Source organism: Acidovorax sp. Root568, assembly GCF_001427445.1.
GTDB classification, from domain to species: domain Bacteria; phylum Pseudomonadota; class Gammaproteobacteria; order Burkholderiales; family Burkholderiaceae_C; genus Acidovorax; species Acidovorax delafieldii.
The window spans coordinates 604,077-622,988 of sequence record NZ_LMGP01000010.1 but is presented as its reverse complement, the minus strand read 5'-3'; the positions used below and the strand labels follow the sequence as shown (position 1 = coordinate 622,988).

Sequence of the window (18,912 nt, the reverse complement as noted above, 5' to 3'; positions counted from 1 at the left end):
AACGCTGGTGAGCTGCGCGAGGCTTGGTGACTCAGTCACTAACCACAGTGCAGTTGCGCCCGAGCGCCTTTGCCCTATAAACAGCTTGATCAGAGCGTTTTAGCAGTCGGGCGAGGAAATCCGCTCCGGTTTGGTGTACTGCACACGCCAGCCCGACCCTGACCGTTACTGGCCCTGCCAATGAGCGCACCCGTCTGGCGCATTTGTGCACCCGCTCAGCAATTCTGGCAGCTGCTTCTGCGTCCGCATCAGGTAACCAAAGGACGAATTCTTCCCCACCGTATCGCACCACCAGGTCCGAACCACGTGCGTCTGCCTGTATCTGGCGAGCAAAGTTCACCAGCACCCGGTCGCCCTCGGGATGGCCATGCGCGTCGTTGATCCGTTTGAAGTAGTCCACGTCCACCATCAACAACGACACGTAACTCTGTCGAGAGGCCGTCCGTTGCCACTTCTGCACGATCAATTCCAGCGCACGGCGGTTTTTAAGACCTGTAAGCGGATCAGAGAGACTCAGTTCCGAAAGCTGGCGATTCTGCAATTCAACCTGTTCATTGCTGGCGGCCAAGCGCTGGGCAAGACCCTGGGCCTCTGCACGGGCCTTGATCAACTCGCCTTCGAAACGGCTGCGTTCGCGGGCCACAAAAAAGGCCCATACGATGTGGTCGCCCGTCTCCAGGCGCTTGCTGACCGCATTGACCATGACAGGAACAGTCTCGCCGCCAACACCGCGCAGGTGGAGGAATACTTCGCGCGCACTCTTGGCGTGATGCAGCGTGGGAAACAGGTGGGTCTGGCTGAAAATTCGAGAAGCTGGTGTTAACAGCTCATCCATGGAGTGGCCGAGCCAAAACGCCTCCGTGCCCCCGATCAGGACAAGGAACTCCCTGTTCATCCGAACGATGTGCCCCACTGGGTCCGTGATCATCATCGCGCAAGGGATGTCATCAACCGCCAGCATGTTCCGCCCTCTCGGTTTCGCTCACGCTAAGGAGAGATATCGCTGCATGGCGGCCGTCACCAGGTGCGGATGACTCATGTGGGCGCAGTGTCCGGTCACGTCCAGCACTTCCAGCGTGCTGTTCCTGAGCTTCTTGTGCATGTATTCCCCCACCGAATGGGGCGCCAACGCATCGTTGCCATGCTGCAGGATAAGACTCGGCCGGGTCACGCGCGACAACTCCTCTCTGGTATCCGCAAAGAAGGTTGCCTGCGCAAAGATACGAGCCATCGTAGGATCGGTTGAGCAGAAGCTCTCAGACAACTCTCCGCCCAGACTGTCTGCCTGCGGCGCACCCGCCACAATGGGTGCGAGGTAGCTGGACCAGCCCATGAAGTTCTGGTCCATGAGGTCCAATAGGCCCTCCAAATCCTGGCGCTCGAACCCTCCAAGGTAGTCCGGAGCGTGATTGATGTAGCAAGGCGACGGGCCGACCAGAATCAGGCGATCAAAAAGCATAGGTCGCTCGATGGAGGCCAGCAGGCCGATGCTGGCGCTGACCGAATGTCCAACAAAATGCACTCCGCGCTCGATGCCCAATGCGTCGCATACATCCAGCAGATCTTGCACGTAGCCTTTCAGACTTGCGTACTTCACGGGGTCAAAGGCGGCCAAGTCTGATTGGCCGCAGCCGACGTAGTCGAACAAGACCTGGCGGCACTTACCTTCAAAGGCCGGAGTGATGTGTCGCCACATATGCTGGCTACACCCAAAGCCGTGCGCATAGACGAGCACAGGGGCGTCCGGGCGAATTGGGTCGATCACATGAACGTTGTTGCGCTTACGAATTTCCACTGTTGTTCTTTCTGGGCGGTCTGCCCGCAGATTTTGCACGCCCGACGCTTGCACCGCGTGTGAAATGTATGCAAGCGTGCACGATTGCGAGCGCGAAACGACAGGTTTATTGGGAGCACTTGGTTGCGCAACGCAGCGTTCAGCCTCCGGATGCCTCTGCTTTCACTCTCCTTGGCTTACGCATCAGCACATAGGCCGCAGGAATCACGAACAAGGACAGCAGCGGCGCCGTCACCATACCGCCCAGCATGGGTGCCGCGATGCGGCTCATGACCTCCGAGCCTGTCCCGCTGCTCCACACGATGGGCACCAGGCCCGCCAGGATGACAGCCACGGTCATTGCCTTGGGTCGCACGCGCAGCACGGCACCTTCCCGAATCGCGCCCAGCAGCTCTTCCAGCGTGGGCTGCCTGCCGTCTGGACATCTCTCGGCGAGTGCCTGCTTGAGGTAGATGAGCATGACCACCCCGAACTCTGCCGCGACCCCCGCCAGGGCGATGAAGCCCACACCGGTGGCGATGGACAGGTTGTAGTTCATCAGGTAGAGGAACCAGATGCCCCCGGTCAACGCGAATGGCAACGTCGCCATGATCAGTCCCGCCTCACCCATGCGCGAGAAGGTCAAGTACAACAGCACAAAAATGATCAGCAAGGTGGCTGGTACCACCACCTTGAGGCGAGCATTGGCCCGCTCCAGGTACTCGAACTGGCCAGAGTACGTGATGCTGACTCCTGGCTGCAGCTTGATCTGTCGGCTCACGGCGTCGCGCAGCTCATTGGCCACGGAAGCCAGATCGCGCCCCCGCACATCGACATACACCCAGCCCGATGGGCGGGCGTTCTCGCTCTTGAGCATGGGTGGCCCATCGGTGATGGCGATGTTGGCCACCGTACCCAGCGTGATCTGCTGCCCCATGGGGGTGGAGATGGGCAATCGGGCCAAGCGTTCGGGCGAGTCTCTCCACTCACGCGGGTAGCGCAGGTTGATGGGGAAGCGCGCCAGGCCCTCGACCGTTTCCGAGACGTTTTCTCCACCGATGGCCCCGGAGACCACGGCCTGGATATCGGACACATTCAGCCCGTAGCGCCCCGCGGCCGTGCGATCGATGCGGACATCGACGTAGCGGCCCCCTGTCAGGCGCTCGGCCAGTGACGAGGACACTCCCGGAATGCCTTTGGCGACCTGCTCGACCTGTGCCGCGATCCCATCGATCACCTGCAGGTCGTTGCCCGTCACCTTGACACCGATGGGGCTCTTGATGCCGGTTGCCAGCATGTCGATTCGGTTGCGAATGGGTGGAATCCAGATGTTGGACAGGCCGGGGATCTTGACGGCCTTGTCCAACTCTTCGATCAGGCCCTCGGGCGTCATTCCTGGACGCCATTGGTCTCTGGGCTTGAGCTTCACCGTGGTCTCGAACATTTCCAGCGGCGCCGGATCGGTGGCGGTCTCTGCTCGGCCCGCCTTGCCGAAAACGCGTTCGACCTCGGGCACCGTCTTGATCATCCGGTTGCTCAGTTGCAGCAGTTCGGTGGCGCGCTGCGCCGACAGGCCCGGCAGGGCTGACGGCATGTACAGCAGATCGCCTTCATCGATCCTGGGCAGGAACTCGCCCCCCAAACGCGACAATGGCCAGATCGTGGTCGTCAGCGCCAGCACGGCGATGACCAGGGTGGATTTGGGACGGTGCAGAACCCATTCCAGACAGGGCCGGTACGCCGCAATCAGCACCCGCGTGATGGGGTTCTTCTGCTCATCCGGGATACGACCCCGGATCCAGTAGCCCATGAGGACCGGGATCAGCGTGACCGAGAGTGCCGCAGCTGCGGCCATCGCGTAGGTCTTCGTGAACGCCAGCGGTCCAAACAAGCGGCCTTCCTGTGCTTCCAGCGTAAAAACGGGCACAAAGGACAACGTGATGATGAGCAGCGAGAAGAAAAGCGCAGGCCCAACTTCCTCGGCAGCTTCGGTGATCACTTTCCAGCGCTCTTCACCGACCAACTGCTGGTCGGGATGCTTGTGCTGCCAGGACTCCAGCTTCTTGTGGGCGTTCTCGATCATCACCACCGCTGCATCCACCATGGCGCCCACAGCAATGGCAATGCCGCCCAGGGACATGATGTTGGCGTTGATGCCCTGGTAGCGCATCACCAGAAACGCAGCCATGATCCCCAGAGGCAGAGAAATGATGGCGACCAGCGCAGAACGCAGGTGCCAGAGGAACAAGACACAGACCACCGCCACCACAATGAACTCCTCTACGAGTTTGGTGGTGAGGTTGTGGATCGCCCGCTCAATGAGGGCGCTGCGGTCGTAGGTGGTGACGATCTCCACGCCCTGGGGCAGGCTGCTTTGCAGCTCGCTGAGCTTGGCCTTGACGGCTTCGATGGTTTCCTGGGCATTCTTGCCAGAGCGCAGGACCACCACGCCACCAGCGACTTCACCCTCACCATCAAGCTCGGCGATGCCGCGCCGCATCTCCGGCCCGATCTGGAGCGTCGCGACATCGCCCAGTCGAACGGGAATTCCGGCGCGCGACACCAGCGGGATGGCGCGAAAGTCATCCAGGGTCTTCAGGTAGCCGCTGGCGCGCACCATGTACTCGGCGCCGGACAGTTCCAGCACCGATCCCCCCGTTTCCTGGTTGGCATTCATGATGGCCTCGCGCACCTGCCCCTGAGTGAGGCCTTGGGACGCAAGCTTGATGGGGTCGAGCACGACCTGGTACTGCTTGACCATGCCACCGACCGATGCCACCTCGGCCACGTTGGGTAAGCTCTTGAGTTCGAACTTCAGGAACCAGTCCTGCAAGGCGCGAAGCTGGGCCAGGTCGTTTTTGCCGGTGCGATCTACCAGGGCGTACTGGAAGATCCAGCCCACCCCGGTGGCATCTGGGCCCAACGACGACTTGGCCGTAGCGGGTAGTCGTCCCTGCACCTGGTTCATGTACTCCAGCACCCGCGAGCGCGCCCAGTACAGGTCCGTGCCATCCTCGAACAGGATGTAGACGAATGAGTCGCCAAAGAACGAGAAACCTCGCACCGTCTTGGCGCCCGGGACGGACAGCATGGTGGTGGACAGCGGGTATGTGACCTGGTTCTCCACTATCTGCGGTGCTTGGCCGGGATAGGAAGTGCGAATGATGACCTGGACATCCGACAAATCGGGAAGAGCGTCCACGGGGGTGCTGCGCACACCCCACACGCCCCAGGCCGTAAGCATCACGGTCGCCAGCAGAACCAGGAGTCGGTTCGCCACCGACCAGCGGATCAGACGCGCGATCATGGCTTGATCCTTTCCACGGCAGTGATCACGAAGTCCTTGCCTTGCTGCTGGAAGGTGAACTTCACCTGCTGCTCGGGTTTCAGTGCTTTTGCCAGTTCTGGGTTTGCCAACTTGAATGGCATGGTCATGCCGGGCCACTTCAGTTCAGGCACGGCCTCGTGGGTAAGGGTCAGCTCGGTGGGCGTGACCTCATCGACCACCCCTCGCACCGTAAAGCTCTTGGACGCCGGAGCCGCAGAGGCCGAGGAACCCTGTTCAGCGATGGGTTGCGCGCTGCTGCCTGGAGGCTGTGCGGGCATGATGCCTCGCAGGCTGGCTTCCGAGTCGATCAGGAACTGTGCCGAGGCGACCACCTGTTGTCCTGCGGTGAGGCCGCCTTGAATGACGAGGCGGTCATCGATTTCCCCGCCGAGTTGCACCTGGACGGGGTGGTACTTGCCAGGACCGTCCACCACGTAGACCAACGCCCTCTTGCCGGTGCGGATCACCGCTTCGCTGGGCACCAGCAGCGCTGGTTGTGTGCGTCCGGCCAGGACGATTTGCCCGGACATGCCCGCGTTCAGGCGCTGGGTGGGGTTGGGTAGCTCCAGGCGCACGCGCACCGTGCGGGTGTCCCGGTTGGCCTCTGGGAGGATGCTCACGACACGCGCCTTGAGAGTTTCGCCCGGAAACGCGGCCAAGCGCACCTGTGCGTCTTGCCCTGGTTGCAAGGGGCCGCTTTGCGCTTCGGGAACGGCGGCCTCGATCCAGACGCTGGCCAGGCCGTTCACGCGCACCAGGGTGGCACCCGCAGAGACCGTCATACCCTGGCGCACCATCAATTCGGCCACCATCCCAGCCTGTGGGAAGGACACCGTGTAGCGACCCTGAGGTTCGCCCGTGCGCTCCACCTGGGCCACGAGCGAGGCAGGCATGCCCAGCAGCGACAGCCGCTGGCGCGAAGCTGCCGTCAGCGACTCGTCCTTGAGCGCCCGGACCGCGAGGAACTCGCGCTGCGCAGCCACCCACTCAGGCAGCAGTAGATCGGCCAATGGCGCCCCTGCGGCCACTACGTCGCCCGGGGCCCGGGCGTAGACACGCTCCACAAATCCAGCAGAACGCGCCTGGACGATGCTCACATCCCGGTCATTCAGCTGGACCGTGCCTAGCACATCCACATCGGCCCCAATGTCCCGTTGCTCCACCGTGGCGGTGCGCAGGCCGAGGGCTTGCACCGCCTGTGCCGAAACATTCAGACCCGTGCCTTGTTGTGCGTCCTCATCGGCGTACTTGGGAACCAGCGCCATGTCCATGTAGGGCGACTTGCCGGGCTTGTCGAACTTCTGCGTCGGTACCATGGGGTCGTACCAGTACAGCACCTTGCGGTCGGCCTTCGCAGTTTCTGCCGAGGCAGGAGCAGTGCCAGAGGCGTGGCTGCTCGCGGTGCGCCATTGGGAGACGCCCCAGCCGAGGGCGATGCCGGCAGCCACCAGTGCTACGGCCACAGCGGTCTTCTTGAAAATGGTATTGGTCATGTTGTTCTCCCTTCAGTCCGCGATCAGGCTGTTCAGGCGGGCAATCACGGTGTCCCGCTGTGCCTGCAGCTCAATGAGTCGCCAGTGCGTCTCCCGCACCTGGGCCCTTGCAGCCAGCACGGCGCTCAAATCGCCCTTGGCAGACTGGTAGTTGGCCAACGCTAGTTCGGCGCGCCCCTGGGCCAGGCCCATGCCAGCCGATTGCAGCCGCTCGATCTGGCTGTTCAGCGCCGCCAGCTCTGAGGCGCTGTCCTCCAGCTCCTGCAGGTGCCTGTGGGTCACGTCTTCCTGCTCGGCCTCCAGGCGCTGCAGCTCCAGCTGCTTGGCCTTGATCTGGGGTCCCTGGCGCCGCTCCTGTTGCCAGGGAAGATCAAACGTCAGCTGGAACGACACCATGTCGCCCCAGCGGCGGTCGCGGCGGCTGTAGGCGAGTTCCCAGGACCAATCACCCTTGGCCTCTGCCAGGGCTTCGTGCGTTTCCGCCAAGGCCATGGCTTGCATGGCTGGGTACTGTGCGAGTTCCGCGTGGCGGTGTACCTCTGACCGCAGTTGCTCCAAGGGGCGGCTCAGCGGCCCGGGAGTTCCCTGCAGCGCCTCGTCGGCGCGGGCGCCAACCCAACGCCGCAACATCGCCCTGGCCTTGGATCGGTCCCGCTGCAGATCGTCCCTGCGGTCCGACAGCGCGAGCGCCTCCTGCTTGGCCATCAGAAGATCGCCCGCCTGGGCCGTCCCCCCTGCGATGCGGGCAGGCAGGCTGTCCTGCAGGCGCTGGTTCTCACTCAGTAGACCGGCGAGCACCTGGTCGCGCTGTTCAACGGCCTGGGCCATGATCCAGGCTTGGCTCAGCTCCTGGCGGATCTGCAGACGCTGGACCCCCAGAGTGGCGCGTTCGCGCTCCACCTTGGCCTGGGCGCTGGCGATCTGCGCATCTCGTTTGGCACGGTTGGGAACCTCCTGCATCAGCGCCAGGCGCTGCATGGTCATGGACTCGCGTGTGAGGCTGAAGCGGTCCATGCCGCTGATGGGAAAGTTTTCAATACCAACCGAGAGCTTTGGATCAGGCAGTGTTCCTGCCGACTTTTGGGTACTGCTGGCTGCGTCAATTTGCAGTCGTTGGGCCGTGATACGAGGGCTGTGCTGCTCCGCCAGATCCAAGGCCTCTGCAAAGCCCAGGGCGTGGGCCTGGTTGCCAGCAAGGCCAATGCCGGCCAGCAGGAACCCGAGAGCGCCCAGGCGCAGATGGTTGAGGTTGCGCACCTGGATGCGCTGCGAGATGGGATGAATGCGCTGGTGCGCAGACAGGCGCTCGCAAGGAGCGCCGAAGGAGATGTCGGGCATGATGGTCCTCGAAATGAAGGGGCACGAAGTCAGACCTGCGCATACGCTGCAAGGCAGCGCGCAAGACGTGCACGATCAATTCCGAAAGACCTGATGCGTCAGATAGATGGGGGGAGATCCCGCTCGACTGTCCAGCTCTGCGTAGACAGCCCGAGGGTCAATAGGGCTCTCGGAGTCCAGGATTACAGGCAGCACATAGGCGACCCAGATGGCGTGCGCCGCGAGCGCCTGCAGATCGAGACCTTGGAGCGAGGGGGAAGACAAGCTGTCGCCGTCACAATGGGCTCGGCACAGCTGAGGATCTTGCTCATCCATCGTTCCCGCCATAGCGTGGCAATCGGGCATGGAGGGCATGCCGACTGAGTCCTCCATGGCCATGCCCGCTTTTTGCATCGACGCCGCATGGGCTGCGGAGTCCAGCTTGGGACAGGCATAGGCGGCCAACGCGAACTGCATCAGAAGCAACGCCGCGACCAGAACGCTGGTTATCCAGCGTCCTTGGCGCGATACCGTGCTTTTGGCGAAGATCATGGTGCGAATGGTATCCCCAGCGGTGGTCACGGACTTAACCTAGATCAAATCCGGGCCTGCAGAGCTAACTCAGCCTTTGCGCAGCCGCAGCGCGTTGGTGATCACCGACGCAGAACTTAGGCTCATCGCCAGGGCCGCAATCATTGGCGACAGCAGCCATCCGGTGAAGGGATACAGCAGCCCTGCGGCGATCGGGATGCCCAGCGCGTTGTAGAGGAAGGCAAACATCAGGTTCTGCTTCATGTTGCCCACCGTTGCCTCCGACAATTCCCGCGCTGTGGAAATCCCCCGCAGATCGCCCTTGACCAAGGTGACCTGTGCGCTGTTCATCGCCACATCGGTGCCGGTACCCATCGCGATCCCCACATCCGCCTTGGCAAGGGCGGGCGCGTCGTTGATTCCGTCCCCCGCCATGGCAACGACACGGCCTTCGGCCTGCAGCCGCGACACCAGAGCCAGCTTGTCCGCAGGTTTGACTTCTCCGTGGACCTCATCAATCCCCAGCTTTGCACCCACCGCCTTGGCGGTAGTCATACCGTCGCCTGTGGCCATCACAATGCGCAGTCCCGCCGCATGCAAGGTTGCCAGGGCTTCGGGCGTGCTGGGCTTGATGGCGTCCGAAACCGCCAAGAGACCTTGAAGCTGGCCATCGGCCGCCAGATACATCACGCTGGCGCCTGTGGCGCGCAAGGCCTCTGCCTGCGCAAGCAACGGATCCGCAGAAACGCCCACCTGCTCCATGAGGACCGTGTTTCCCAAGGCGAGCTGGCGCCCGGCGACCCGACCGCTTACGCCGATCCCAGACCCGGACTCAAAGTCTTCGGGCTTGTCCAGAGTCAGGCCCTTCGCGCGGGCCGCCTGGACAATTGCGTCGGCCAGCGGATGCTCGCTGCCTTGGTCCAGGCTGGCCGCCAGGCGCAGCACTTCATCGTCTGAGATGCCGGGCATGGCCACCACACGTTCGAAGGAGGGTTTGCCCTCTGTCAGCGTGCCGGTCTTGTCCACAATGAGCGTGTCCACCTTGCGCAGATTCTCGATGGCTGCAGCGTCCCTGAACAGCACGCCGCTGGTCGCCCCTCGGCCAGTCGCGACCATGATGGACATGGGAGTTGCCAAACCCAACGCACAAGGACACGCGATGATCAGCACGGCTACGGCATTGACCAGCCCATAAACCCAGCGGGGTTCCGGACCGAACAGGCCCCACGCAAACAGGGTGAGCAGCGCGATAACGACCACGGCCATCACAAAGTACCCTGCCACCTGGTCCGCCATACGCTGCATAGGAGCCCGAGAGCGCTGCGCTTGAGCAACCATCTGAACGATCTGCGACAGCATGGTGGCGGAGCCAACCCGCTCGGACCGGATCACCAGTGCCCCGTTGGTATTGAGCGTGGCACCTATGACCGAATCTCCAGGCCCTTTGACGATAGGCACTGGCTCGCCAGTGAGCATGGCTTCGTCCACCGCGCTGCTTCCCTCGACCACCACCCCATCCACCGGCACCTTCTCCCCGGGGCGTACGCGCAGTAGGTCACCCACATGGACGTGGGACAGCGGGACGTCGCTCTCCTGGCCGGTGGCGTCGATGCGCCGCGCGGTCTTGGGGGCCAGGCCCAGCAACGATTTGATGGCGGCCGAGGTCTGCGAGCGTGCCTTGAGCTCCAGCATCTGGCCGAGCAGCGTGAGCGAGATGATGACGGCCGCGGCTTCGAAGTACACCGCCACGCGGCCCATGGCCTGGAACGAGGCTGGAAATACCCCAGGCGCCACGGTGGCGACTACGCTGTAGACAAAAGCGGCACCGGTGCCCAGACCGATCAGCGTCCACATGTTGGGACTGCGGTTGGCGATGGACTGGGCGCCACGCACAAAGAAGGGCCAGCCAGCCCACAGCACGATGGGAACCGTCAGCACCAGCTCAATCCAGCTCTGGGTGGCCATTTCGAACCACTGCAGCCGGTGCCCCACCATGGCCAGAAAAGTGACCACGACGGTGAGGGGCAGCGTCCACCAGAAGCGATGCCGGAAATCCACGAGCTCGGCGTTTTCTCCCTCATCCAGCGTGGGGAGTATGGGTTCCAATGTCATGCCGCATTTGGGGCAGTTTCCAGGATGATCCTGCTGTACCTCCGGATGCATGGGGCATGTATAGATCGCTCCGGGCGGAGCACCTTCGGGCTCAGACCCAGAAGCGTCTTCAAATCCCGGAGCGTACTTCTGCGGCGCCTCTACAAAGCGCCCCTGGCACTTGGCACTGCAAAAGTAGTAATTGTGGCCTTCGTGGAGCGCGGTGTATTGGGACTGGGCCGTCACCGGCATACCGCAGACGGGGTCCTTCAACGCCGCCATGGACGGAGGTGCGTGACCTTCATGGCCTTCATGGCCTTCATGAGGCTGATGCCCGTGGTGAGCATGATCGTGCGGCGCGGCTGTAGTCATGGTTGTAATTCCTGTAGATGGGAGTCGTGTCCTGCGCGGGATTAATCGCGGCCTGATCCGCCGCCATGCGAACCGTGGCCCCCATGCCCATGGAAGAGGTGCAGTAACGGGCAGGCCAACAACAGCAGGTAGGGCCAATAGCCCGCGATGTGCGACCAGTGCTCTCTGAGCAGGAAGAAGCCGCCGATCAAGCCAAGCATGATCACTGCACCGATCAACTTTTTGCTGTTGCCGGTAGGATTTTTGGCGTCTGTATGCTCTGCGGTGTGGTCGTGATTCATGGTGTTCTCCAAGAGGGGCATCAAAATAGTGATTGGCCTCGTGGGAACGATAAGGCTTAACACGGTGGGAGTGTCAAGCATGAACATCCGCCGCCCTTGACTTCAATCAAGGGTCTGTACTGCAACAAGCTTGAGACGCGTTGCCCAAGAGCCCTGCCCTGGATTTCCGACGATGATCCAAACACCCAAGGCAGTGACTGTGAGAGACATAGGGCTATTTGGCTGAAGCGGCCGGTGTCTTGCCGCTGCGGGTCAGAAATGCATCCAGTTCAGCGATTTCCTTTTTCTGCGCTGCAACGATGTCCTTGGCCATCTTGAGCATCTTTGGGTCCTTGCCATCCCGCAGCAGGGCCTGAGCCATGTCAATCGCACCTTGGTGGTGAATCCGCATCATCTGGGCAAAATCCACATCTGGGTTGCCCGACATTGGCACGGATGCCATCTTGTCGTTGTTCTCTTTCATCATTGCCTTCATGTCCATCTTGCCGTGAGGCATCGATTGATCCATACCGGCGCCCTTCATGCCCGAGTGGGGAGCGGTCTGGGCATGCAGTGCCAGAGGCGACAACAAGCCACAAGCTATGACAGCGGCGGCGGACAGCGAGTGAGAAGCTGGGAATGTTTTCATAGATGCTCTCCAGGAGTTAAGCAACGGGATTAAGCCGCACGCGCCATGGCGTCGCACTCTTGGGCGCACTTGAGACAAGCCTGCGCACAGGCCTTGCAGTGGTCTGCCTCATGCCTGGCGCATTCATCGGCGCAGGCCTTGCAGATCTGAGCGCACAGCGCGCAAATCGCAGCTGCATGCTCGCTATTGCGCGCCATGGCGTCGGCCGCAAAGCTACACGCTGCTGCGCAGTCGACGTCCAGGGCAATGCAGCGTGCCATCATCTTCACGTCGTCTTCTTTCAAACAAGCTGCGAAGCACTGATGGCAGGCCGTGGCGCACGACTGGCAAGCCTCGATGCAAGACACATATTGGTTCGGGGTGTGGTTCATCAAAATCTCCTGATAAGTAGCTCGAAAGATGAGCGAGAACCTGCGCAGTTGCCTGCGAGGAGCGTCCATCTTTTGCCGCGTGGGGTAATCGGCGCTGTAGGCTGGCATCGCCAATTGACGCGGATTTCGAGCGATTTGCCGTCGTTATGCGCCATAGATTACGAGGAGATTTCAGGGCTGTAATTTACGCATCACATTCGCGCGAGGGTCGCCGCAACGGCCAGTTGCTATTCATATCTGTATGCCGGTCGTTTGCTCGTACAGTTGAGTTGCTGAGGCAACGACCGCGCAGCGCACTACGTTCATCGATGAAGAGCGTGATCAATGCAACATAAGCGTACGGCAAAATCATCTTGATGAAGATGTAGGGACATCGACAATCGTGCCAACAGCCACCGATTGCAAGTACGCCCGATCAAGCGTTCCCTGGCAGTTGGTGTCTTTGCGTGCAAGTTCTTCAAGCGCACACAGCACGAGATCGGCTACAGCGGGTTCCCGCTGCCCGCGCGCTTGCTCAAAAACGCGCAAAAGTGCGTAGCTGAGCTGTCGACGGGTATCAGCAATCTTGTAGGTCATAGCATCACCTCCATGCGTCGCTTTTGCCTAAACTGGCAGCTTGGGCCTTGTCCCTGTGTGAATGTCAAGAAGAGTGCAGGCCCTTAGGAAATCGCCTTCGAGCGAAGGTCCATCCTTCGCTCATGCGCTCTTCAGAGCATGCCAGCAACCCCCATGCGGCCTGTGGCTTTCAAAATCGTAATCGGAAGGTCACCGCTTCGTAGGGGTGCGGCTTCTAGACTTCTCTACGTGGCGCAGAAAAACGCCACCTGGATGGACCATATCGGGCATCCGGCGCCACAGGAGACCATCATGAAAGTTCGTACCGCCATCCTAGTCGCCAGCCTCGCTGCATCCGCTACAGCGTCCTTTGCCACTTCGGTGTACCACGCAAGCCCAAGCCAGGAAGAAGGCGTGAGTCTGGCCCCCGACCACCTGGGCAACGCGATCAGCCGCCAAGCTGTCGAAAACACCGTTCTGGCCGCTCAAAAGGACGGTTCGCTGTACTGGATCAGCCGTGGCTACCCCGCTACCTATCCGCTCGTCCCCGGTCCCAAGCTCACCAAGACCCGCCAGCAAGTTCTGGATGAGTTGCAGGCCGCCAAGCGCAACCCTGTGACCAGCGATGGCATGCGCGACCTGGGCGGCGAGGCAGGTTGGGTCAACGCCCGCCAACTCCCCTGAGCTGTCTCAACGATTACCTGCAATCGTGTGCCCCTTCAAGACCGGCCTGCGGTTGCACTCAAACCACCATCATTTATTCAACAAGGAAATCCCATCATGAAACTCAAGTCCACCCTCATCGTCCTTTCCCTCGTCGCCGCCCCCGCATTTGCTTCGGACCAAGCGGTCAGCAAGACGCGCGAACAAGTGCGGGCTGAATTGGCGCAGGCTCAGCGAAGCGGCGACATGCTCGCCTTTGGCGAATCGGGTCTTACGCTCAAACAGATCAATCCTGGCGCCTATCCCGTGGCTACTTCGACTCAGGTCGGCAAATCCCGGGAGCAAGTGCGGGACGAGTTGGAGCAGGCTATCCGCACAGGCGACATCATGGTGGCCGGCGAGTTCGGGGTCAAACGCAATGAACTGATGTCAGGCCGCTATCCCACCGTGGCGAGCAAATCGCTGAAGACACGCGACCAGGTCAAGAGCGAGCTGGCACGTGCCATCCGCGAGGGCGAAGTCGTCGCTGTGGGCGAAGACGGCCGCAAACTCAACGAAATCTATCCGGACCGATACCACGCAGCGCAGCATGCTGCCGTCGCCGTCACATCGGATGAGTCCACCAAGGCTCCCCGCTTCTAAATCGGTCCGGTCCACGTGAGGACGTCGATGCCTGGCAAGAGCGCCTGCATAGCGAACCATAGGCCCAAGGAAAATATGTCTGTAGGGGCATCGGAGGCATCGGCGCGATGCGAACCTCAGCTCGGCTCTTTGCGGCACAGACAGTAGATGAACTTCTGGACGGTGCCGAGTGGCGTATGGTGCTCTTCGCGCGCTTGCTGCAAGAGCGTGAATGGGGCCCCGAATTGCGCGTGCAAGCCGTCGGCGCTGTAGCGCATGACGGGCAAACCGCTGCACCTCTCTGGTCCGTCTTCTGCAAACGTCGCCACGATGACGTGACCGCCGGGCTTGACAGCGCGCAGAACCGCCTGAACGTAGGCCTCCCGCTCGTGCGACGAGGTAAGGAAATGAAAAACGGCCCTGTCATGCCAAACGTCGTAGGCATGCCGTGGAAGGTCCACGCGCGTAATGTCGCTCACAAGCCAGGTTACGGTGTCCGCACGCGCCCCCAGTCGAGACCGTGACGCCGACAAAGCAGCCTCGGACAAGTCAAGAACCGCGACCTTCATGTACCCCTCATCAAGCAAATCATCGACCAAAGTTGAAGCACCCCCTCCAATATCAATGATGCTCGCATCACGGGCGACTGAAGTCTGCCGAATGAGCTGGGTGGATTGCTGAGCGTGTTCCTGAAACCAACTCACCCCAGAGGTGGGCTTTGCCGTGTAGACCTGCTCCCAATGATCTTTGGACTGCATGTAAATCTCCAATGAAAGTACGCGCGTCTATGCTCTCGCAGGAATGTGCCGACTTCGCTGGGAAGCGTCCGCGCCGATCTGTGCTCCGACTACGTGGCTTTTGCCCAGAGCAAGTCACACCTGCATATTCATCACATCGGTGTAGGCTTGAACAATTCGGTTACGACTTTGCAGGGTAGCCTGAAACGCAATGTTCGACTTGACTCCGGCGAGCATCGTTTCTTCCAAGCTGACCGTGGGATTGCCGAGTGTGACCTCACGACTCAGCCGACCCGACTCACTTTGCAAATGGCTGGTGGTTGTCAGCGCCTGCTTCATCGCGTCCAGAAAACCGCCTTCCTGGATGCTCGGCGCTTTGTGCACAGAGTTTCCCAACAAGCCGACTGGCGATAGAGCATCTAATGGCTTAGTAGTGACGTTCATGTCGAGAGCTTCTTGGTTTTGGCGAAGAATTTGCGAAGTGCCGCCTCGGAGATCTCTACCAAGGTGATGGTTCATCGTAGCTAATGGCGCCTGACCTGTAACTTTTGCGACGCAAGCCTCTGCCCCTCAATCCCTGCGTTTGGGATAACAGGAACTTCATCTTGCCGACATCCCCGAGGATTGCCTCCCCCTGGGCCCAAGGAGCCAAACCCACAGGGACCGCGCCGCGCCGATGAACCGTGGCTCACAGCCGCTGCGAAATCTCTAGCAGCGGCTTGATGCTGGACCCAAAGCGGCTCATGGAAGCATGGTTCTGCTCCAGCTGGCTGTAAGGCAAGTACCGGATTCCAAGCTCCGACACCCTGGAGAAGGCAGGCCTTTGAAGTTGCTCAGCGACCTTGTCTCTGCGATTGTCTGGAGCCACCAGAAACAGCGCACAGTTGCCTGCAACCGGCGTGCCCAAGGCCAGATCGAGCATGCGTACGATGCCCGAATAGATGGACGTGGTGTGTTCGACTTCGAATGCAGCGGCGAATTGCGAGGTCTGGGGATCAACCCATACAACATCGATCAGTCGCACAGACTCCAGTCCTCGGTCCAGGCTGGCGGGCAACTGCGCCATGCATCCATCTCCCAGCAGCCCCCCGCCATGGGCGCGGCCCCGGTCGTTGGACGCTATCCAGACCTCAAAGCCGAGGGCCTTGCCCAGGTCGCGCAGCGAAGCCTGGACACCCGTGTGGGTCGCATCGCTCTCGGTCGCTTGGGACAGTTCCCGTTGCAATGCGGTAGATTCCTGCCGCACACGCTCAAGGTCTTCTTGCCAGAGAGCTGCCGCCGCTGCATCCATTGCTTGTAGCGGTGCTGCATATCGGCCACTGCCAATGTCAAACATGAGTCCTGCAATCGCGCCCAGATCGTTCGATAGTTTCAGCCGGTACTGCGCGTTCAAGCGCAGCAAGCCCTCCCGCATGGAGAGATAGTGGTCCCAGCGCCCGAGCTTTAAGCGCCCCCCGGTCACCGCGTTGAACCCATTGACGATGGCCGTGTTGAAGGGAGAGACCAGCGTTGGGTGGATGAAATACAGCAAGTTGGCGACTGCTGGGCCCAAGCCTTTGATGCCAATCGCATCAATGCGCTGTATGGCGGCCACTACGTCTTCTGCGCAGTCGCAGTGATCACAGGTGTGCAGGAGGTCCGCAAAAGCGCGCTGGTTGCTCGGGTTCTCGTAGATGTCCGGAATGCGCAGCTTGGGTTTCCAGAGGAACGCGTGGTCCGCACCCTTGAAGATCTGGCGCTGCTCCGCCACGGAGCCAACGATTGTCTCTAACGAGGATCCTCGGTAGGCGTTGCCAAACGTTCCCGCTCGGATGTCCTCCACCACTTGCGTAATGCCTCGGCGAATAGAGCGGAAGTTTTTGATCCGCTGATCCCACAGGAACCAGGTGTTGTAGGTGCTGCTGGGATCTGCCTTCCAGCAGTCAATGAGGGTGGCCAGGGGGTCATGCATCTGTTGTGAGGCGCTTGCCAATGTTCTGAGCACTGGGGAAATACATCGAAAAACAAGTCCTGCCATCGGCCGAACTCACAGAGATGCGGCCTCGGTGCGCATGAACAATCGCCTGGGTGATAGACAAGCCCAAGCCCGCACCGTCGGAGTCCAGTTGCTTGCGCGACTTGTCTGCCCGAAAGAAGCGGTCGAAAAGGCGGGGGATCATCTGCGCGTCGATGGAAGGTCCAGTGTTGACTACATCCACGGTGGTTCCGTGAACGTCCCCTTGAATGTCAACGACCACCTGTTCTCCAGGGGGGGTATAGCGAATGGCGTTGGACAGGAGATTGCTCAGCGCCCGGCGCAGCATCAACCGATCGCCAGTGATCTCTGCCGCCCCAATAAGCTGCAGACCGACCTGCTTTTCTTCGGCAAGGGCCTCGTAGAAGTCAAACAGGGCCTGTGCTTCGTCGTGGACAGCAATTTTTTCCGTACTGGGAAGAATGAGTCCGTGGTCGGCTTTCGCCAGGAACAACATATCCGCCACCATGCGGGCCAGACGCTGGTACTCCTCGGCGTTAGAGGCCAGTATGTCCTGATACTCCCCGCAGGAGCGAGGCTGGCTGAGCGTGACCTGTGTCTGCGTCATCAGGTTGTTGATCGGCGTACGCAACTCGTGGGCCAGATCCGAAGAAAACTCGGACAAGCGATCAAACTCCTCTTTCAAGCGCCGGAGCATCTCGTTGAGGGTTGTAGCCAAGTCTGCCATCTCCACCGGAAACTCCTGAGTTGGCATCCGATCGTCCAGCCGCTGCGCCGTGATCGCCATCGCGCGAGACCGCATTGTCCGAAGGGGCGCCAAGCCATTCTTTGCAGCCCACCAGCCCAGGATCCCAGCCACCAGCGTTGCCAATGCCACGTAACCCACGAGCACCCGAATCAGGCCTTGCATGAAATGCTTGTGGTGTGCGATGTCCAACGCGACCCAAATCTGGAGCGGTGCTTGAGAGGCGCCCGGCATCGATACGGATTCGGACATCCCTCGGTACTCGCGGTCATTGGTCTGCCAGGATGCGACCCCCAAGCGGGCTTTCTGGGTTTGGGCGATGAGGTCCTGTGGAAACTGGAAACCCGTGGTCGCGTAAAGCGGGTCCTTGTCACAGAAAACGCTGACAAAAAGGCCCTCGTGGCTGTGCAAAACGTCGTCCAGCCGAATTTTGAGGTCCTGCGGTGACGTGGATTTTCCTATCACCTCACGTGTGAGGTGAATTTTGTCGCGCAGAGCATCGCGGTCGAGTTCCACAAAATGCCGGTCAATGGAAATGGCAACAAGTGTCCCCAGGCCAACAAGCACGAGCCCGGAAGCCAGCGTAAAAAAGACTGTCAGTCGTGTCGTGAGCGAGTACCGAGCTATCACACATTCTCCTGGGGTGCCTCAAGCACATAACCCATGCCTCGCACCGTCTGAATCAGCTTGGCGTCATAGGCATCGTCAATTTTGGCCCGAAGCCTGCGCATTGCCACCTCGACCACGTTGGAATCGCTGTCGAAATTCATGTCCCACACCTGCGACGCGATCAGAGAGCGAGGCAAAACCTCCCCTTGGCGACGCATCAGCAGCTCCAGCAGCCCGAATTCCTTGGGTGTGAGGTCGATGCGTTTGCCGGACCTGCTGACTCGACGCCGCAGAAGGTCCAGTTCAAGATCTGCCACCTGCAGAATAGTCACCTCGGCGCCACTGCGGCCGCGCCTCAGTATGGTCCGTGCCCTTGCCAGCAATTCGGCAAAAGAAAACGGCTTGACCAGATAGTCGTCTGCGCCCAACTCTAGGCCTTTGACGCGATCCTGAACCTGGTCCTTTGCCGTGAGAAATAACACGGGCATCTCAAGGCCTCGACGACGCATATTGGTGAGGACCTGCCAGCCGTCCATCCGAGGAAGCATCACATCCAGGATCACGAGATCGTAATCCTCCTCTTGAACCAGACGCAGGCCATCGACACCGTTGTGAACCAGATCAGCGTTGAATCCCGCTTCACGCAAGCCTTGGCGCAGGTATTCCCCGGTTTTGATTTCGTCCTCAACGATCAGTATCTTCACGAGACCTCCTTGGCGCTACAAGAGGTCGTCAGTGTGCCCGGAGATTTATGCCTTTCTTGAACATGACAAATATGTAATCAATCCGTTATGTCTTTGGAAGCCAATAACTCACACAAT

At 60.6% G+C, this 18,912-nt stretch carries 18 protein-coding genes; 2 read left to right on the top strand and 16 right to left on the bottom strand.

Annotated features, from left to right (window positions below; all coding sequences use genetic code 11):
• Nucleotides 1-31: 31 nt before the first annotated feature.
• From ASD75_RS09420 to ASD75_RS23685, 11 genes are all read right to left on the bottom strand, one after another.
• The gene (locus ASD75_RS09420) at nucleotides 32-961 is read right to left on the bottom strand and encodes a sensor domain-containing diguanylate cyclase (RefSeq protein WP_056745028.1); all 930 of its coding nucleotides are present in this window, start codon (nucleotides 959-961) and stop codon (nucleotides 32-34) included.
• Nucleotides 962-982: 21 nt separating this feature from the next.
• A complete protein-coding gene (locus ASD75_RS09415) occupies nucleotides 983-1,795 on the bottom strand; it encodes an alpha/beta fold hydrolase (protein WP_056745026.1) in 813 nt (270 codons plus the stop codon).
• Nucleotides 1,796-1,934: 139 nt separating this feature from the next.
• A complete protein-coding gene (locus ASD75_RS09410; protein WP_056745023.1) occupies nucleotides 1,935-5,081 on the bottom strand; it encodes an efflux RND transporter permease subunit in 3,147 nt (1,048 codons plus the stop codon).
• Entirely contained in the window at nucleotides 5,078-6,595 is a 1,518-nt protein-coding gene (locus ASD75_RS09405) for an efflux RND transporter periplasmic adaptor subunit (RefSeq protein ID WP_056745021.1), read from the bottom strand. Before ASD75_RS09405 ends, ASD75_RS09410 begins: the two co-directional genes overlap by 4 nt.
• A 12-nt stretch (nucleotides 6,596-6,607) precedes the next feature.
• Complete coding sequence (locus tag ASD75_RS09400) at nucleotides 6,608-7,933, bottom strand: TolC family protein (RefSeq protein WP_056745019.1); 1,326 nt, start codon at nucleotides 7,931-7,933, stop codon at nucleotides 6,608-6,610.
• A 75-nt stretch (nucleotides 7,934-8,008) separates the two neighbouring features.
• Nucleotides 8,009-8,464: a hypothetical protein gene (locus ASD75_RS09395; protein WP_056423516.1), complete on the bottom strand. Its 456-nt coding sequence runs from the start codon at nucleotides 8,462-8,464 to the stop codon at nucleotides 8,009-8,011.
• A gap of 69 nt (nucleotides 8,465-8,533) precedes the next feature.
• Nucleotides 8,534-10,906: a heavy metal translocating P-type ATPase gene (locus tag ASD75_RS09390; protein ID WP_369817473.1), complete on the bottom strand. Its 2,373-nt coding sequence runs from the start codon at nucleotides 10,904-10,906 to the stop codon at nucleotides 8,534-8,536.
• A gap of 41 nt (nucleotides 10,907-10,947) precedes the next feature.
• Nucleotides 10,948-11,187 carry a DUF2933 domain-containing protein gene (locus ASD75_RS09385; protein ID WP_082564982.1) on the bottom strand — a complete coding sequence of 80 codons (240 nt, stop codon included), beginning with the start codon at nucleotides 11,185-11,187 and terminating at the stop codon, nucleotides 10,948-10,950.
• Nucleotides 11,188-11,401: 214 nt separating this feature from the next.
• Nucleotides 11,402-11,815, bottom strand: a complete 414-nt coding sequence (locus ASD75_RS09380) for a DUF305 domain-containing protein (RefSeq protein WP_235511585.1) — start codon at nucleotides 11,813-11,815, stop codon at nucleotides 11,402-11,404.
• A gap of 29 nt (nucleotides 11,816-11,844) precedes the next feature.
• Nucleotides 11,845-12,255 carry a four-helix bundle copper-binding protein gene (locus ASD75_RS09375; protein ID WP_015012978.1) on the bottom strand — a complete coding sequence of 137 codons (411 nt, stop codon included), beginning with the start codon at nucleotides 12,253-12,255 and terminating at the stop codon, nucleotides 11,845-11,847.
• Nucleotides 12,256-12,534: 279 nt separating this feature from the next.
• Nucleotides 12,535-12,762, bottom strand: coding sequence for a hypothetical protein (locus ASD75_RS23685; protein ID WP_156400986.1), 228 nt, complete (start codon nucleotides 12,760-12,762; stop codon nucleotides 12,535-12,537).
• A gap of 291 nt (nucleotides 12,763-13,053) precedes the next feature.
• On the opposite strand from ASD75_RS23685, the gene ASD75_RS09370 reads away from it, so the two are divergent.
• Together ASD75_RS09370 and ASD75_RS09365 are read left to right on the top strand one after the other, a co-directional pair.
• A complete protein-coding gene (locus ASD75_RS09370; RefSeq protein WP_082486177.1) occupies nucleotides 13,054-13,425 on the top strand; it encodes a hypothetical protein in 372 nt (123 codons plus the stop codon).
• Nucleotides 13,426-13,521: 96 nt separating this feature from the next.
• Nucleotides 13,522-14,046, top strand: a complete 525-nt coding sequence (locus tag ASD75_RS09365; RefSeq protein ID WP_008904063.1) for a DUF4148 domain-containing protein — start codon at nucleotides 13,522-13,524, stop codon at nucleotides 14,044-14,046.
• 116 nt (nucleotides 14,047-14,162) lie between these two features.
• Here ASD75_RS09365 and ASD75_RS09360 read toward each other — a convergent pair whose 3' ends face one another.
• The 5 genes from ASD75_RS09360 to ASD75_RS09340 all read right to left on the bottom strand — a co-directional run bounded on the left by ASD75_RS09360 (nucleotide 14,163) and on the right by ASD75_RS09340 (nucleotide 18,795).
• Nucleotides 14,163-14,783 (bottom strand): class I SAM-dependent methyltransferase, encoded by a 621-nt coding sequence (locus ASD75_RS09360; RefSeq protein ID WP_008904064.1) that lies wholly within the window; start codon nucleotides 14,781-14,783, stop codon nucleotides 14,163-14,165.
• A gap of 114 nt (nucleotides 14,784-14,897) precedes the next feature.
• Nucleotides 14,898-15,206 carry a flagellar hook-basal body complex protein FliE gene (gene fliE / locus ASD75_RS09355; RefSeq protein WP_056745009.1) on the bottom strand — a complete coding sequence of 103 codons (309 nt, stop codon included), beginning with the start codon at nucleotides 15,204-15,206 and terminating at the stop codon, nucleotides 14,898-14,900.
• A 244-nt stretch (nucleotides 15,207-15,450) separates the two neighbouring features.
• Nucleotides 15,451-16,713 (bottom strand): hypothetical protein, encoded by a 1,263-nt coding sequence (locus ASD75_RS09350; RefSeq protein WP_056745007.1) that lies wholly within the window; start codon nucleotides 16,711-16,713, stop codon nucleotides 15,451-15,453.
• The gene (locus ASD75_RS09345; protein ID WP_056745005.1) at nucleotides 16,706-18,112 is read right to left on the bottom strand and encodes a heavy metal sensor histidine kinase; all 1,407 of its coding nucleotides are present in this window, start codon (nucleotides 18,110-18,112) and stop codon (nucleotides 16,706-16,708) included. The genes ASD75_RS09350 and ASD75_RS09345 overlap by 8 nt, the downstream gene beginning before the upstream one ends.
• Nucleotides 18,109-18,795, bottom strand: coding sequence for a heavy metal response regulator transcription factor (locus ASD75_RS09340; RefSeq protein ID WP_055401381.1), 687 nt, complete (start codon nucleotides 18,793-18,795; stop codon nucleotides 18,109-18,111). The genes ASD75_RS09345 and ASD75_RS09340 overlap by 4 nt, the downstream gene beginning before the upstream one ends.
• Between the last annotated feature and the right edge of the window lie 117 nt (nucleotides 18,796-18,912).

Coding starts and splice junctions, on each gene's coding strand:
- ASD75_RS09370 (WP_082486177.1), top strand. CDS start 13,054: ATGAAAGTTCGTACCGCCATCCTAGTCGCCAGCCTCGCTGCATCCGCT.
- ASD75_RS09420 (WP_056745028.1), bottom strand. CDS start 961: ATGCTGGCGGTTGATGACATCCCTTGCGCGATGATGATCACGGACCCA.
- ASD75_RS09350 (WP_056745007.1), bottom strand. CDS start 16,713: ATGCATGACCCCCTGGCCACCCTCATTGACTGCTGGAAGGCAGATCCC.
- ASD75_RS09410 (WP_056745023.1), bottom strand. CDS start 5,081: ATGATCGCGCGTCTGATCCGCTGGTCGGTGGCGAACCGACTCCTGGTT.
- ASD75_RS09375 (WP_015012978.1), bottom strand. CDS start 12,255: ATGGACGCTCCTCGCAGGCAACTGCGCAGGTTCTCGCTCATCTTTCGA.
- ASD75_RS09360 (WP_008904064.1), bottom strand. CDS start 14,783: ATGCAGTCCAAAGATCATTGGGAGCAGGTCTACACGGCAAAGCCCACC.
- ASD75_RS09400 (WP_056745019.1), bottom strand. CDS start 7,933: ATGCCCGACATCTCCTTCGGCGCTCCTTGCGAGCGCCTGTCTGCGCAC.
- ASD75_RS09395 (WP_056423516.1), bottom strand. CDS start 8,464: ATGATCTTCGCCAAAAGCACGGTATCGCGCCAAGGACGCTGGATAACC.
- ASD75_RS09365 (WP_008904063.1), top strand. CDS start 13,522: ATGAAACTCAAGTCCACCCTCATCGTCCTTTCCCTCGTCGCCGCCCCC.
- ASD75_RS09390 (WP_369817473.1), bottom strand. CDS start 10,906: ATGACTACAGCCGCGCCGCACGATCATGCTCACCACGGGCATCAGCCT.
- ASD75_RS23685 (WP_156400986.1), bottom strand. CDS start 12,762: ATGACCTACAAGATTGCTGATACCCGTCGACAGCTCAGCTACGCACTT.
- ASD75_RS09385 (WP_082564982.1), bottom strand. CDS start 11,187: ATGAATCACGACCACACCGCAGAGCATACAGACGCCAAAAATCCTACC.
- ASD75_RS09405 (WP_056745021.1), bottom strand. CDS start 6,595: ATGACCAATACCATTTTCAAGAAGACCGCTGTGGCCGTAGCACTGGTG.
- ASD75_RS09380 (WP_235511585.1), bottom strand. CDS start 11,815: ATGAAAACATTCCCAGCTTCTCACTCGCTGTCCGCCGCCGCTGTCATA.
- fliE (WP_056745009.1), bottom strand. CDS start 15,206: ATGAACGTCACTACTAAGCCATTAGATGCTCTATCGCCAGTCGGCTTG.